Annotated in this window: 15 protein-coding genes, 2 tRNA genes and 1 other RNA gene; 8 read left to right on the forward strand and 10 right to left on the reverse strand. The window is 43.3% G+C overall.

All coding sequences use genetic code 11. The annotated features are described in order from the left end of the window. Window positions 1-43: 43 nt before the first annotated feature. From KFV02_RS02405 to KFV02_RS02420, 4 genes are all read right to left on the reverse strand, one after another. Window positions 44-129: transfer RNA gene (locus tag KFV02_RS02405), tRNA-Leu, on the reverse strand. A gap of 48 nt (window positions 130-177) precedes the next feature. Continuing rightward, the gene (gene secG / locus KFV02_RS02410) at window positions 178-537 is read right to left on the reverse strand and encodes a preprotein translocase subunit SecG (RefSeq protein WP_252379940.1); all 360 of its coding nucleotides are present in this window, start codon (window positions 535-537) and stop codon (window positions 178-180) included. 112 nt (window positions 538-649) lie between these two features. Continuing rightward, entirely contained in the window at window positions 650-1405 is a 756-nt protein-coding gene (gene tpiA, locus KFV02_RS02415; protein WP_252379941.1) for a triose-phosphate isomerase, read from the reverse strand. Further along, window positions 1402-2586, reverse strand: a complete 1185-nt coding sequence (locus KFV02_RS02420; protein WP_252379942.1) for a phosphoglycerate kinase — start codon at window positions 2584-2586, stop codon at window positions 1402-1404. The genes tpiA and KFV02_RS02420 overlap by 4 nt, the downstream gene beginning before the upstream one ends. A 346-nt stretch (window positions 2587-2932) precedes the next feature. Here KFV02_RS02420 and KFV02_RS02425 point away from each other — a divergent pair, with 346 nt between their 5' ends. From KFV02_RS02425 to KFV02_RS02435, 3 genes are read left to right on the forward strand one after another with little or no spacing between them, the layout of a single operon-like run. Then, on the forward strand, window positions 2933-3868 hold the full coding sequence (locus KFV02_RS02425) for a radical SAM protein (RefSeq protein WP_252379943.1): 936 nt from the start codon (window positions 2933-2935) through the stop codon (window positions 3866-3868). Window positions 3869-3895: 27 nt separating this feature from the next. Continuing rightward, window positions 3896-4315, forward strand: coding sequence for an archease (locus KFV02_RS02430; protein WP_252379944.1), 420 nt, complete (start codon window positions 3896-3898; stop codon window positions 4313-4315). 42 nt (window positions 4316-4357) lie between these two features. Then, window positions 4358-5788 (forward strand): RtcB family protein, encoded by a 1431-nt coding sequence (locus KFV02_RS02435; protein ID WP_252379945.1) that lies wholly within the window; start codon window positions 4358-4360, stop codon window positions 5786-5788. 107 nt (window positions 5789-5895) lie between these two features. Here the strand turns inward: KFV02_RS02435 and KFV02_RS02440 are convergent, their stop codons facing one another. After that, window positions 5896-6078 carry a hypothetical protein gene (locus tag KFV02_RS02440; protein ID WP_252379946.1) on the reverse strand — a complete coding sequence of 61 codons (183 nt, stop codon included), beginning with the start codon at window positions 6076-6078 and terminating at the stop codon, window positions 5896-5898. 139 nt (window positions 6079-6217) lie between these two features. On the opposite strand from KFV02_RS02440, the gene KFV02_RS02445 reads away from it, so the two are divergent. Next, window positions 6218-6598: a DnaJ family domain-containing protein gene (locus tag KFV02_RS02445; RefSeq protein WP_252379947.1), complete on the forward strand. Its 381-nt coding sequence runs from the start codon at window positions 6218-6220 to the stop codon at window positions 6596-6598. 176 nt (window positions 6599-6774) lie between these two features. Continuing rightward, entirely contained in the window at window positions 6775-7200 is a 426-nt protein-coding gene (locus KFV02_RS02450) for an FKBP-type peptidyl-prolyl cis-trans isomerase (RefSeq protein WP_252379948.1), read from the forward strand. Between the two features lie 36 nt (window positions 7201-7236). Here KFV02_RS02450 and KFV02_RS02455 read toward each other — a convergent pair whose 3' ends face one another. Then, window positions 7237-9411 (reverse strand): RelA/SpoT family protein, encoded by a 2175-nt coding sequence (locus KFV02_RS02455; RefSeq protein WP_252379949.1) that lies wholly within the window; start codon window positions 9409-9411, stop codon window positions 7237-7239. A gap of 111 nt (window positions 9412-9522) precedes the next feature. After that, complete coding sequence (gene amrA, locus KFV02_RS02460; RefSeq protein ID WP_252379950.1) at window positions 9523-10074, reverse strand: AmmeMemoRadiSam system protein A; 552 nt, start codon at window positions 10072-10074, stop codon at window positions 9523-9525. 351 nt (window positions 10075-10425) lie between these two features. Here amrA and KFV02_RS02465 point away from each other — a divergent pair. The 3 genes from KFV02_RS02465 (at window position 10426) to KFV02_RS11485 (ending at window position 11437) form a co-directional block, all read left to right on the forward strand. Then, window positions 10426-10502: transfer RNA gene (locus KFV02_RS02465), tRNA-Met, on the forward strand. Between the two features lie 202 nt (window positions 10503-10704). After that, window positions 10705-11064: a transfer-messenger RNA gene (gene ssrA, locus KFV02_RS02470) on the forward strand. Window positions 11065-11173: 109 nt separating this feature from the next. Further along, complete coding sequence (locus tag KFV02_RS11485; RefSeq protein WP_353617282.1) at window positions 11174-11437, forward strand: DUF6538 domain-containing protein; 264 nt, start codon at window positions 11174-11176, stop codon at window positions 11435-11437. Between the two features lie 160 nt (window positions 11438-11597). Here KFV02_RS11485 and KFV02_RS02475 read toward each other — a convergent pair whose 3' ends face one another. The 3 genes from KFV02_RS02475 to KFV02_RS02485 form a co-directional block, all read right to left on the reverse strand. Beyond that, complete coding sequence (locus tag KFV02_RS02475) at window positions 11598-12920, reverse strand: TRAP transporter large permease (protein ID WP_252379951.1); 1323 nt, start codon at window positions 12918-12920, stop codon at window positions 11598-11600. Continuing rightward, window positions 12917-13441, reverse strand: a complete 525-nt coding sequence (locus KFV02_RS02480) for a TRAP transporter small permease subunit (protein ID WP_252379952.1) — start codon at window positions 13439-13441, stop codon at window positions 12917-12919. The genes KFV02_RS02475 and KFV02_RS02480 overlap by 4 nt, the downstream gene beginning before the upstream one ends. 78 nt (window positions 13442-13519) lie before the next feature. Then, window positions 13520-14605, reverse strand: a complete 1086-nt coding sequence (locus tag KFV02_RS02485; RefSeq protein WP_252379953.1) for a TRAP transporter substrate-binding protein — start codon at window positions 14603-14605, stop codon at window positions 13520-13522. Window positions 14606-15061 lie beyond the last annotated feature (456 nt).

Genomic DNA, 15061 nt, shown 5'->3' on the forward strand with positions numbered 1-15061 from the left:
AATAAAAAAGGCAGCTTTAAAAAGCTGCCTTTTTCTCTTCTTGTGGTGCCGAAGGGGGGACTCGAACCCCCACGGGCGTAGCCCACTACCCCCTCAAGATAGCGTGTCTACCAGTTCCACCACTTCGGCACAATATCAATAAACTCCTGCAAAACGAGTGAGCAGGGTTTATATACCCTACTGAGCGGATTGTCCAGTATTTTTACCCGAGTTTTGCTCGTTTTCCACTGGGACTTTGTTTGTCTCTGCAGGCACTGCAGGCTCTTCTGTTATTGGGGCATCAAGCACAATTGATGCCTTGCGAGCAGTATGCTTTTTGGCGCTCATATAAGTAAAAGTAAGAGATGTACAGAAAAAGACTACCGCTGCCCCTGCAGTTAATTTAGACAAAAGCCCACCTGCACCACTACTGCCAAAAAGGCTACCACCGCCACCACCAAAAATAACACCCATGCCTTCTTTGCCTGACTGTAGCAGGACCAGAATAACCAGGGCAATACAAGCAATAATATGGATAGTGATTATTAGAGTCTGCAACGAGAATTCCTCCTCTTGGAGATTATAGTTTGAAGTTTGAAGCCTGAAATCTTAAAGTGACCAAGCTAACTATGGCACAAAAATTTGCCCGACTGAAGCAATAATAAAGACTTTATTCTGCTAAAACGATTTGACTAAAGCTTTCAGCCTTCAAACTTGCCCCACCTACCAGCACTCCATCCACATTGTCAAGACCAAGAATCTGACTGGCATTGTCAGGCTTTACACTACCCCCATATAATATTCTGATATCCTTATAGAACTGAAAATATTCAGCCAATTCATTACGAATAAATGTGTGCGCATGCACAATTTCCTTGGGCCCGGCCACTTCTCCGGTTCCAATAGCCCAAACCGGCTCATAGGCAATAGACAATCGCTGCGGCTCTATATCCTTTTCTACTCCGGCAAGACCTTTGGCGAGCTGGCGATGCAGAACTTCTTCTACCTGTCCTTTTTTGCGCTCTTCAATCTTTTCACCAATACATAAAATAATATTCAGCCCTTTTTCCAAGCCAAACCGAACCTTCTGACCAACGAACTCATCTGTTTCACCCAAAACATGCCTTCGCTCTGAGTGACCGGCCAAGGCAAATGAGCAACCCAAATCTTTAAGCTGCACAGGGCTTATCTCCCCAGTATATGCCCCTTGCTCTTCGGGATAAAAATTTTGGGCCCCCAGGTAATAGTTTTCTACTCCCGAAAAGACTTCGCCAACTCCTTTTAACAGTGTAAAGGAGGGAATTAAAAGCACTTCTCTATCCGCAGGCAAATCTTGCCTGGTAGCCACTAACAACTCACGGGCCGTCTGCATCCCTTCGGACCAAGTCTTGAACATTTTCCAATTGGCCGCAATTAACTTCTTCATTGTTTGCACTCCTCTAAAGCCTTAAAAGCTGGTAGTTCCCTACCTTCTAAAAACTGTAAAAAAGACCCTCCACCTGTAGAAATAAAACTGAATTTCTCGGTTAGCCCAGCCTTGTGGATCAAAGCATCAGTGTCACCTCCACCTACAATGGTCAAGGCATCCAAGTGAGCGATACTCTCTGCCAGGTTCAAAGATCCCTGGGCAAAGGTAGAGTTCTCAAAAGCTCCCATGGGGCCATTCCAGACCACTGTACGGGCATCTCTGAGCACCTCGGCAAACAGGGTATGTGTTGCCGGTCCTATATCCAAAGCCATTTCTTCCTGAGGAATATCCTGATATGGACAGACTCCAGAGGCCAACTCACCATCTGGACTTGTACCAGTAATAAAGTCAACAGGTAAATACAGGCTAACTCCTTTTTCTCTGGCTGTAACCAAAATCTTTTGGGCCTCTGAAATAAGGTCTTTCTCTACCAGAGACCTGCCCATGGCCACACCCTGGGCCTGTAAAAAAGTATTGGCCATGGCCCCGCCTATAATCAGCCTGTCCACTTTATCCAACAAGCTGTTTAAGATTCCAAGCTTAGAAGAAACCTTTGCTCCGCCAGACACGGCCACAAAGGGACGCTCAGGATTTTTCAGGGCCTTCCGCAAATACTTCCACTCTCTTTCCAGCAAAAGACCTGCGCAACATTTTGGCACGTATTTAGTCACCTCTACTACAGATGCATGTTCCCGATGGGCAACTCCAAAGGCATCATTGACATAGATCTCTCCCATCCTGGCTAATTCACGGGCAAATTCAGGATCATTTTTCTGCTCACCAGGGTGAAAACGGAGATTCTCCAAAAGCATAATTTGCCCTGGCTTTAAGTTTTGAGCCAGGTTCAAGACTTCTTCCCCAATACAATCCGGGGCCATAATCACATCTCTATTCAGCAACTCTTTAAGCCTTTCAGCAACGGGCTTAAGGGATAACTCAGGCCTCTTCTTCCCCTTAGGCTTGCCTAGGTGGGAACAAAGAACAACGCTAGCTCCTTTTTCCAGAAGATAGTTGATCGTAGGCAGACTAGCTCTGATTCGATTGTCATCAGTAATAGCCCCATCTTTTAAGGGCACGTTATAATCTACGCGCATGATGATTCTTTTGCCCTGGATATCAACCTGATCCAAAAACAGCATACGCCCTCTCCTTGTCCTGGAGTTCAGAGTTTCAAGTTAAAGGTTCAAAATTATGCCAAATTCAACCCAAAAAAATCAAAATTCTAGCCAGCTTTAATTTAATACCAGTAAAAATTCAATGTAAATTTCATCGGCTCTGTCAAATTTGGCCGAGTAGCGCTAGAACCACTTTATAAATTTATGATTGAATTTTTTTATTTAAATATTATATAAACTAGTAATAACTTTTTTCAGCGAGATTAATCACTGTTCTTGCCTCTCCCAACTTTGTCAACTAACCTCTTGAAAAAAGTAACAGGTCTGCACGTACTTATATTTCACATCCCACCAAAAAAGGGGAACATCTATGCAACCAGTATATATCAAAACCTATAAATCCGGTGAACTCCGAAAAAAGATAACTCAATTCAAACAGATCTTAAATGATTGCACCCTTTGCCCCCGCAAGTGTCATGTCCGGCGTACAGACAACGAACTAGGGCTTTGCAAGACTGGTCGACTGGCCCAGGTTGCCAGCTTTGACCTCCATTTTGGTGAAGAATCACCCCTGGTTGGCAAGGGAGGGTCTGGGGCCATCTTTTTTGCCCATTGCAATCTTGGGTGTGTATTTTGTCAAAACTATTCTATCAGCCTAAGCGATACCAAGTTTCAAGAAGTTTATCCCAACCAACTGGCCTTTATCATGCTTGAATTACAAAAAAAGGGAGCTGAAAACATCAACTTTGTCACCCCATCTCATGTAGTAGCGCAAGTTGTAGAGGCTTTACCCGAAGCCATTGAACAAGGTCTGAATTTGCCCTTGGTCTACAATACCAGTTCCTATGATAGTCTGAACACCCTCAAGTTACTAGACGGAGTCATAGATATTTATCTGGCCGACGTAAAATTTTTCTCACCCAAACACTCCAAAAAATACACCCGTGCCACTGATTACCCAGAGGTAGCTATGCAAGCTATCCAGGAAATGTATGCCCAGGTAGGTGGTATAGTTCTGGATGCCCGGGGCTTGGCCCAAAAAGGACTAATGGTCAGGCACCTGCTGATGCCAGGTGAGATTGCTGACACGGACAAATGGCTCGAATTTCTTCACGAGCATAAAATGCATGATGTTTATTTAAATATCATGGACCAGTATCATCCTGCTGGCCGTGCGGACGAATTTCCAGAACTAATGGATAAAATCACTTACACACAATGGGAAAAAGCCGTGACCAAGGCTCAAAAAATGGGCTTTAAATATATTGATCCTGGCAGTTCTAGAATTTTTAACCTATTATTTTAACTGGATATCTATGGAGAATCTAAAAAAATGAAACCATATTGGGACCATTTCTATCATCAGGCTGACATTGGCATTATTGGTGCCGGCCCGACTGTTTCTTCCGCCTTTGCGCAGGCTGGCTTGGCTTTAACTGCCGTGATCACAGAACTAGATAAAGTGCGCCCTGTTCAGGAAAAAGAAATTTCTATTGAAGCTCCTGAACTGGATATTCTTTTCTTTGATTACATAAATGAAATAATCTTTCTTATCTCCACACAAGGGATGCTTTTTTCCGAATACACGGTCAAAATTGAAAACCTTAGCCTTGAGGCAACAATAAAGGGTGAACCCATAGATGTCCAAAAGCATGCTCCTGCTGTCGAAGTCAAAGGAGCCACTTTTAGTGGGCTAAAGGTCTTTAAAAACAACCAAGGTTTCTGGGTTGCAAAGTGCATAGTCGATGTCTAATTTTAGTTTAAAAATTTAAGCGGGCCTCTAAAAGGAGTAATTATGGATTTGTCCTATTTTAAAAAAATCAGTCACTGGACCTGGCAACTTATGCCGGAAGACCGCATGCGCGTTCCGGCTATAATTTTTGCAAGCGAATCACTTTTAGCAGAGATGGACGACAAGGTACTGGAACAATTATCTAATGTTGCCACCTTGCCAGGTATCGTTGCCGCGAGCATGGCCATGCCTGATGCCCATTGGGGATATGGTTTTCCCATAGGCGGAGTGGCCGCCTTTGACCCTGACCTGGGCGGGGTTGTTTCTGCCGGCGGGGTTGGGTTTGATATTGCCTGTGGTGTCCGCACTCTTCTGACGGGATTACACTTTGAAGAAATTTTGCCTCGAAAAAAAAACCTGGCTGACCTTCTCTTCCAGACCATTCCTGCCGGTCTTGGCTCAAAAGGAAATCTCAAAGTCAAAAACAAGGATATGGACCAACTTCTTCTCAAGGGGGCTAAATGGGCTGTTGAACAAGGCTATGGAGATAAGGCGGATCTGGACAAAATAGAGGAAAGAGGAACAGCTAAAGGAGCTCGGCCAGAATTTGTCTCAGCAAAGGCCAAACAAAGACAGGAAAGGGAAATGGGTACCCTAGGCTCAGGCAACCACTACCTTGAAGTCCAGGTCATTGAGGAAATCTATGATCAAAAAGTGGCTCAAGTCTTTGGTCTGCGCCAAAATGATTGTGTGGTGAGTATCCATTGCGGTTCAAGGGGTTTGGGGCATCAAATTGCTACGGAATTTATGCGCGAAATGATCATGGAAGCCAAAAGGCAAAAAATTTATCTTCCGGACCGGGATCTGGCCTGTGCCCCTATTAACTCTAAAACCGGACAAGAATATCTTGGAGCCATGCGCGCAGCTATTAACTGTGCTCTGGCCAACAGACAAATTTTAACCCATCTGGTCAGACAGACCTTTGATGTTGTTTTCCCGGGCATTAACATGCCTTTACTTTATGATGTTGCCCACAATACCTGCCGGGAAGAATATCATGAAGTTTCCGGCCAAAAAAGAAAGCTCTTTGTACACAGAAAAGGCGCTACCAGGGCTTTTGGGCCTGGTCATCCTGACCTGCCTTTAGAGTATCGAGATGTTGGCCAGCCTGTTTTAATCGGTGGCAGTATGGGCACTTCTTCTTATATCCTGGTTGGAACTGAAAAAGGCATGCAACTAAGTTTTGGTTCAGCCTGCCATGGTGCTGGCCGGACCATGAGCAGAAGACAAGCTAAAAAAATGTACACTGGGCCAAAAATTGTTCAAGACTTGGATCAGCAAGGCATTGAGATTCGCGGCCATTCCTATCGGGGCCTGGCCGAAGAGGCTCCTGACGCGTATAAAGATGTTTCAGAGGTAGTAGAAGTTGCCCATAAGACGCATCTGGCGTATAAAGTGGCCCGACTTAGACCGATTATTTGTATAAAAGGATGAGCGAAAACAAATTTTCTCTTTAAGATGCAACTACAACAATTAAAATTTTACAGTTTTGACAAACATCTTCATCTTGTAACCTGTTTAAATAATTCAACATTCATCATTCAAATTTCAACATTGCCTGCAAAAAGTCCCTTTTTGCAGGCGCATCCTTTAACTAAATTGAGCGATTTTTTGTAGTTCAAACTTTGAGATTGCTTCGCTCCACTTTGCTTAAGCTCGCAATGATATAGCGCAAATTCTGTCATTGCGAGGGTAGCGAAGCTGGCCGTGGCAATCTCACCCATTGTGAGAAAATTGCTGGCTCAAATCTACTTTTATTCCAATGTTTTTAATGTAAAACTAAAATAATAATCGCCTACCTTAGGTTTTGATAAAGATATTTAATAAGTATTACTTGCGTCATACGCGTTAATAGAGTTGCTTATGGATATATTTATTAAAATTGCTGAAGAAAAAATTAAAGAGGCTCAATCTAAAGGAGAATTTGACAATCTTCCAGGAAAAGGTAAACCTCTAAATCTTGACGAAGACAATCATGTTCCACAGGAGTTAAGAATTGCTTACAAAATCCTCAAAAACAGCGGATATATACCACCGGAAATACAAGCACAAAAGGAAATAAAATCTACTTTAGATCTTCTTAAACATTGTACTGATGAGCGAGAAAAGTATAAGAAAATCCAAAAGTTAAACCTTCTGATCACAAAAATGAATATCACCCGAAAAGTGCCTGTAAATCTGGAGCAAGATCAACTCTATTATGAAAAAATTGTGGACAAGGTCAAAATTAAAAATAAGAAATGAGTTTAGAGTTTAAGTCATAGATATCGAATCGACAAACACAGACGCTCAAAATGGTAAATCAGAGAGCAAATGTGTTTGGAGAAGGGAAACATGGCAATCAAATGCCTAATGTTCTCTGACCGAAGATACTCTAAACCTGAAACTCTAAACACTAAACTTAAATCAAAGGAGATTTTATGGCTAAGATTCAAGACGGAACAGTGGTTAAAGTCCACTACACCGGCAAGTTGGACGATGGAACAGTTTTTGACACTTCTGACGGCAGAGAACCACTAGAGTTCACCATTGGCCAAGGTCAGGTTATTCCTGGTTTTGAAAATGCTGTCAAAGAAATGGAACTGGGAGAGAAGAAAACAATAACCATTCCAAGTGACGAAGCCTATGGCCCCCATAATGAAGACATGGTTATTCAAGTACCTAAAGAACATCTTCCCCCTGACATTCCTCAAGATGTAGGGCAACAACTACTCCTGCGCCATCCAAGCGGCCAGGAATTTCCAGCAACCATTATCGATGTCAGCGAGGACCAAATAACTCTGGATGCCAATCATCCATTGGCAGGCCAAAACCTTACTTTTGAAATTGAATTGGTTTCAGCCTAGGCAATAGTTCTACACAATTCGCGGTTAGAAAGGCGGCTAAAAAGCCGCCTTTCTTTTATTCACCGTCATCCGGGTAACTTCCAAGACAGGATCCAATTTGCGCATGCTTTCGATAGCCTTGTACAGGTGTGTGCTGTTGTTAACCAGAACAGTAAAAACAATTTCAGACCGACCATCAACATTAGATTTAAATGTCCCGGAATCAATATCAATATCTTCCTCTGTCAAAAGACCACTAACCAATGCTAGAACACCCTTTTCATTTTTGCAAACAATTTTAATTTTCGCGGGAAATGCTTTTTCAACCCCCACTTCCCAGGCTACTTCCAGCATTCGTTCCGGTTCCATCCGCTCCACATTGGGACAGTCTGTAGTATGGATGGTTACCCCTCTGCCCCTACTGATATAACCTATTATAGGATCCCCGGGAATAGGATTACAACATTTGGCAAACCTGAGCAAAACATCACCAACCCCTTTGATGCGCACCCCATCTTTTCTTGGCCCCTTAAGCCGCTCCTTCTCTTCCCTTTGCGCAACTTCGCCCTTTTCCAGCTCCGCCTTAGGCTCTTCTTTGGGCAATAGGCGGTTTAAAACCTGCCTGGGTGTAATCCGTGCATAGCCAACGGCAGATAAAAGATCTTCTACACTTTTATAAGAAAAATCCCGGGCAACTTCCTCCAGTTGTCCTTCTCTGAGAATCTTCTGGATATTCAAGCCCAGTTTCCGGCCTTCTTTTTCCAGAACCTCCCGACCTAAAGCAATACTTGTTTCACGCTCTTCATTACGGATCCAATGCTTGATTCTGGTCCTGGCCTTTGCTGTTTTGACGAACTTCAGCCAGTCCCGACTGGGATTTCTGTGGGGATCAGTAATAATTTCAACAACATCACCGTTTTTCAGCTTGGTGTTTAATGGTACCAAACGCCCGTTTACTTTTGCCCCGGCACAATGGTCTCCAACCTCTGAATGAATCATATATGCAAAATCAACCGGAGTAGCCCCCTCTGGAAGCTCTTTAACTTCGCCCCTAGGAGTGAATACATAAACTTCGTCCTGAAACAGATCAAAACGAAGTGAGGCCATGAATTCCCGTGGATCTTTTAGTTCTTGCTGCCAATCAAGAATTCTACGCAGCCAGCTAAAACGTTCGGCATCTTTTTCTTTTAGTTTTGTACCACCTTCCTTATATTTCCAGTGCGCTGCCACGCCGTATTCTGCCAGCTGATGCATCTCTTCAGTTCTGATCTGAATCTCAATGCGTTCGCCATCAGGACCAATGACCGTCGTATGCAAACTTTGGTACATATTGGCCTTGGGCATGGAAATATAGTCCTTAAATCTTCCTGGCACAGGCTTCCATATGGCATGGACCAGACCCAAAACCGCATAACAATCTTTGATACTTTTGACGATGACCCTAAAAGCTATGAGATCATAGACTTGGTCCAGAGTCAGGCCCTGCTGAACCATTTTATGATAAATACTGTAAATATGTTTGACCCGACCAGAAACGCGGCCTTGAATGGAATTTTCCTCCAGGATATTTTTTATGAGGTCGCACACCTTATCAATATATTGTTGCCCGGTTGTCTGATGCCTTTTGATTCCATCTTCGATCTGATGGAAGATATCTGGCCGGCTATACTTAAGACTCAAATCCTCCAATTCAACTTTCAAACGATAAAGACCGAGACGGTTTGCCAACGGGGCATAAATATCGAGGGTTTCTTTGGCGATAAGCCTTTGTTTGATATCCTTCTGAAATTCCAGAGTGCGTACATTGTGCAACCTGTCGGCTAACTTGACCATGATCACTCGAATATCATCGGCCATGGCCAAAATCATCTTACGGATATTTTCCGCCTGGGCTTCCTCCTTGGAATCAAACTTCATTTTGCTGATTTTGGTCACACCATCTACAATCTTGGCAACTTCCGACCCAAAATGACGTTCTAACTCCTCAATGCTCGCTCTGGTATCTTCAACAGTGTCATGTAATAGCCCGGCAGCAATGGTTGATGCATCGAGATGCATTTCCGCCAGGATATTGGCCACCTCCAAAGGATGAGAAAGGTATGGTTCGCCGCTAAGGCGGATTTGACCAGCATGGGCCGCAGCTGAAAATACATAGGCCTTTTGAATCAGTGCCAGGTCAGAACTAGTCAGGTATGGGGAGACTTTATCTATAATTTCATTTATTCGGATCATAATTTTCGTAAATCGCAAAAAAGATTTAATATTTTTTATAATGTTAAGTTGAGATAGGAGAACCTAAATTCATTTAGCTAACCATTAGGCCTAATGGCTTGCGCCTCCCTTTTAAAAAACCACAGCCTGGAACCAATAGATCTCAGTTTGTGGATCTTGCCAACAATTCATGGGTAACCCCGCCTTTTGACAGGTATGGGCCAAGAATGTTTCTCTATCCCATCCCCATTCTGTAGCCACCTGAGGCAAAAGCAGTCCTGAATACCAGCCTTTACGCACCAAAAGACCATGTTTTCCTGGAACAATTTTATTTAAGTCCGGAACCCTCTCCAGAGGACTCAAAATCGAAATTTCTATCTCCACCCTGTCTAATTCAGCCTTGCTTAAAGGCGGAAATCTGGGATCTTCAAAAGCAGCGGCCCTGGCCATTTTAACTATAGTTTGCGTTAATGGTTCATCGCCTACTATATGGCCAATGCAGCCCCGTAACTGACCGTTAATTTTCAAAGTCACAAACGCTCCAAAATGCTCATTTAATTTCTCTGTTGGAGGCAGAGGAAAGTTTATCTCTTGTCCTTCCAGTTTGGATTTTATACTTAAAAAAGCCAGGTCCTTAAGATACTTTTTTTCTTCGTCCGTTAAATTGAAAACAAAATTATCCATATCCTATCCTCTTTTAGAGATTACCCTATGAAATAATGATATTTGAAAAGCTGATCTGGTTAGACTTTTAAACTCTGTAAAAACAAAAGGAATACCCCACACCTTAAAATGTGAAGCTTAGCCCGGAAAGAAATCCTTCACAACAAAGTTTCTTCGGTACCAAGCCTGCCCTCAATACAGCAAAAAATTCAGGGTTTAAAGTCTAACATTCTCGAAAGGTTCAAAAAGCAGTTTAAAAATGAGAGAAATTCTTTCTTTTGTCAAACTGAACAACCTTAAACCCAAATCAAATTTTCACAAATTACCACTTGATTTTTCCAGAAATAATATATAAAGGACTAGGTCTCTTTTGGCGAGGTAGCTCAGCTGGTCAGAGCATGCGGCTCATATCCGCAGAGTCGGGGGTTCAAGTCCCTCCCTCGCTACCAATAAGAAGTATAACTCTTGAAGATTATTCTTCAAGAGTTTTTTCTTTTTCAGACCCCTTGCCAAAAATAATTTTATGTCTTATATGATAAATAAGTTAAAAACGTGTTCATTGATATACCTCTTAAATAACTAATCGAAGCAAATCGCTGAAACAGATTTTCTCGATTAGTTCATTTAATCATGGCATCCAAATTTGGAAAAGGGGGCGCCATGGTTTCGACGGGGACGGTTGAAGCCAAGGTTGCAGGCCGAGGTGCTGCGGGGACCTCGTAAAACACGCAGCAACAGAATAAATGCCAACGATTACGAATACGCACTGGCTGCTTAATTTTCGCCAGCGCTTCTCTAGCCAATGCCTGATAGGCTAGAAGAAGCGACGACGCATCAGGCTGGCCGTGGAATTGAGTCTGACAATTCCAGGGCGAGAACTTCTTCAGACTGGTTTTCAAGTTGCCTGACCAGGGGCTTACTTGAAAACGAGAAAATAAACCTGGTCTAAGCCTGTAGACGCCTTGAGCGGAGCGTTCTCGGACGGGGGTTCGACTCCCCCCGCCTCCACCAATTTCCTCCCAATTATCAATCCTTTCGGATAGTTATATCCCCCCAGTTGTGGTAATTTCAAGCTTACACAAAGTTTTTACACAAATTGAACTTTAAGGAGCTTGAAATTATGCCTTCTATTGCCAAGTCCCCATCTTATTTAATCCGCAACACTTCTTCTTATTGTTTCCGTATGTGTGTTCCTAAAGACTTAAAGCCTATTGTTGGCAAGACAGAGCTAAGGTATTCTTTACGAACTGGAAGCTTGTCAGTAGCTAAACACCGAGCTAGAAATATGGCCTGTTATGTTCAATCTTTGTTCTTAAAACTAAGAGCAATGAGGGGACTATTTATGGAAGGTGAAAAGAAAGTAACAGGTAAAACGAGGTGGTAATTCTTGGCGCTACTGGAGCCACCTGCGCAAGCTGCACATCTATCTTGGACAGACAAATTTTTACAGGACTGAGGACTAGGCAAGAATGCTGGTCTCACCCTTAAATCCTCAGTCCTTAATTACTTTCAGTCCATTGATAGCTGCAATTTTTAGGCTGAATCTACGACCCCAATAATACTCGAGGCAACCAGGTAGCCAACTGGGGGAAAAAGACCACCAGTAACAAACCTATCAACTGCAAAATAACAAAGGGGATAATTCCCTTGTATATATGACCGGTTTTTATCTGAGGGGGGGAAACTCCTTTTAAATAAAAAAGCGAAAATCCAAATGGTGGAGTCATGAAAGAAGTCTGCAGGTTAAGGGCAAACAAAACTGCAAACCATAATGGATCAAAGCCCAAACTTTTCATAATGGGAGCAAGAACCGGAATGTGAATAAAAGTAATCTCTATAAAATCAAGGAAAAATCCAATCACAAAGATGAGCCCCATAATAATGGCCAATATGGCCCATTTCCCATAAGCAAGATGTTCTATATAGCTGCGGATCAAATGGTCACCACCAAGGCCACGAAAAACCAGACCAAAAGCTCCAGCCCCAACCAGAATAATAAATACCATGGAGGTAAGCTTTGTTGTCGAGGCCATCACGCCCTGAAGCATTTTTAAATCAAAGCGCTTATTGATGATGGTAAGCACTAAAGCACCACTTGCTCCTACTGCTGCAGCCTCTGTAGGGGATGCAATACCAGCAAAGATAGAGCCCAAAACAGCAACTATAAGCACTAAAGGGGGAAGCAAAGCTTTGGCCACTCTTTTCCACAAACCCTGCTCCTTAATCTGTGCCCACTCCTCTTCAGGGATTAATGGAGCAGCTTCAGGTTTTATCCAGGCATAAACAATGATATAAAGGACATATAAGCCCACCAGGAGCATGCCAGGAATAACCGCTCCCATAAACAAGTCGCCGACCGATACGCCTATAATATCGCCCAGCAAAACCAAAACTATGCTCGGCGGAATAATCTGGCCCAGAGTGCCTGACGCAGAGATGGTGCCTGTAGCCAATTCAGGTTTGTAACCTCTCTTGAGCATCGTGGGTAGCGACAATAAGCCCATGGTCACTACTGTAGCCCCGACAATACCTGTAGATGCTCCCAAGAGCATGCCCACAATGACCACGGAGACGGCCAGTCCCCCGCGCATGCGTCCAAATACCAAGGCCATTGTCTCCAATAAATCTTCTGCTATACCAGAACGCTCTAAGGTTACGCCCATGAAGACAAAAAGAGGAACAGCCAGGAGGGTAAAGTTGGTGATAACGCCCCAGATACGCAAAGGTAACAAGTTAAAAAAGTCCCACCCAAAACCAATAAGCCCAAAAAACAGAGAAGTTCCTAAAAGGGTGAAGGCCACCGGGAAACCAAGCATCAACAAAACCGTGAGCACCAAAAACATAATTCCGGGTAAAGCTTCCATCATTTGCTCTCTTCCTCCTCGCAACCTAAGATAACCAGCAGACTTCTAAGGCCCAGGGCAATGCCCTGCAATCCAACCATGACAAAACTAAAAGGAATAAAAAACTTGAGCACGTAGCGGGCAGGAAGCCCTCCTGGATCAGGTGAGCCTTCTTGCAAGTGAAGGGAGTTAAGAAAAAAAGTATATGATGTATCAACGACCAGGAAACAGCCAGGAAGCAAAAAAACTAGCACTCCTATCAAATTAATCCATGCCTGCTGACGTTTACTAAGACGTTGATAAAAAACATCTACCCGTACATGAGCATCATGGGCAAGGGTATAACCTGCTCCAAGCAAAAATAAGACTCCGAACAAATGCCATTCAAGTTCCTGAACAAATACAAATGTAAGATTAAACAAATAACGCATGATGACGTCCAAAGTTACAATCAGGACCATGGCCAAGGCTACCCAACCAGCTATCTTCCCCAACTGTTCATTTAACCATGTTATGATTTTTATGATCCGTCGCAAAAATGACATCCTAATCTTCCCCCGTCAGACAAAATAATACGCCTGCAAGCATCAAGTCTTTACAGGCGTATTATTTATTATAAAGTACTAGCCAATCACATCATAATAGGCCCTTTCAGATATTTTGCCCCAGGCGCCAACTTTTTCTTTGAAGACCTTAAAAGCCTCGTGAACTTTCCTTGCTTGCTTGCTTTTACTGGCTTCCTCTTCCAGGGTTTCCTCTGCCAGCTTGTGCAAGTCCTTAAGTAAGGCTTCAGGGAAGCGTTTGAGCTGTACTTTATGTTTATTGACCAAAGTCTGCAAAGCCTCTCCGTTTTGAGCCTCAAATTCAGACAATGTCCACAAATTGCTTTCTGCAGCAGCAATGTCTAAAATCGCCTGTAGGTCTTTGGGGAGAGATTCATATTTCTTTTTGTTCATGATCAATTCCAGGCATGTTCCTGGCTCATGCCAGCCGGGATAGTAGTAGTATTTTGCTGCCTGATAAAATCCCATACGCAGGTCATGCAAAGGACCAACCCATTCGGTTGCATCAATAACTCCGCGTTCAAGTGAAGTATAAATTTCTCCTCCGGCCAGCAGAACAACGGTGCCTCCTGCTTTTGACAATACCTTGCCGCCAAGGCCTGGGATACGCATTTTTAATCCCTTAAAGTCAGAAATGCCTTTAATTTCTTTGTTAAACCAGCCACCCATCTGAACACCGGTGTTACCCAGTGGTCTTGGAACCAGATTAAACGGGGCGTAAGTTTCTTCCCACAGCTTTAGCCCCCCGCCAGAGTAAAACCAGGTATTGATTCCCTGGGCATTCAAGCCAAAAGGAACGGCAGAAAACCACTGGCATGCAGGCTCGCGTCCTGCCCAATAATAGGCCGCACATGAAGCACATTCAACTGTGCCTTGAGAAACTGCATCGAAAACTCCCAAAGGAGGCACTAATTCACCGCCAGCGTAGACCTCTATCCTAAGCCTGCCACCACTTAATTCCTCTACGCGCCTGGCAAAGCGCTCAGCCCCGGTTTGTAAAATAGGCAGACCTGGCGGCCAGGAAGTAACCATCCGCCACAAATAGGTTTTTCCCTTCGCCCACACGTTAGGAGCGGACAAAGTTGTGGCTACAGCAGCCCCAGCGCCAGCCAAAGCTGACTTTTGTAAAAAAGACCTTCTGTTCATGCTCACCATCCTCCTAATAATTTTTCTTTATAAGCGTTCTTAGCAGTCAAAGACACGCAACCCTTTGAAACCAAAGGCTATTTACGCCAAAACACATATAAATCGTTAACACAATCAATAAGCAACGTATAAACAAATTGAACGGGCAATAGAATGAAATTGAACTTAAATCAACTTTACAAACACGAAAAAGAGATCAGGCAAGTTATACAAAAATTATTCAAGTAAACGTGACTAAAAAAGAATGATATTCAAAAAAAAGTTAAGGTTTAGCCTTTTAATAAGGCTAAAAAGCCATATACCAGAACAAACCCCAAAAAAGAGGGAAGGAAAATCTGGAGAAAATTATCTTTTTTGGGGATGGGAAAAGAACAAAGTTCGCTTTAACCTTCTTTTTTTCGCTGGACTTTTTAAGAAGTATATTTTCCCAAATTCCTTTGTCTTCGGGGGGATGGC

The sequence above is a fragment of the Desulfovulcanus ferrireducens genome, from assembly GCF_018704065.1.
In the GTDB taxonomy this organism is placed as follows: domain Bacteria; phylum Desulfobacterota; class Desulfovibrionia; order Desulfovibrionales; family Desulfonatronovibrionaceae; genus Desulfovulcanus; species Desulfovulcanus ferrireducens.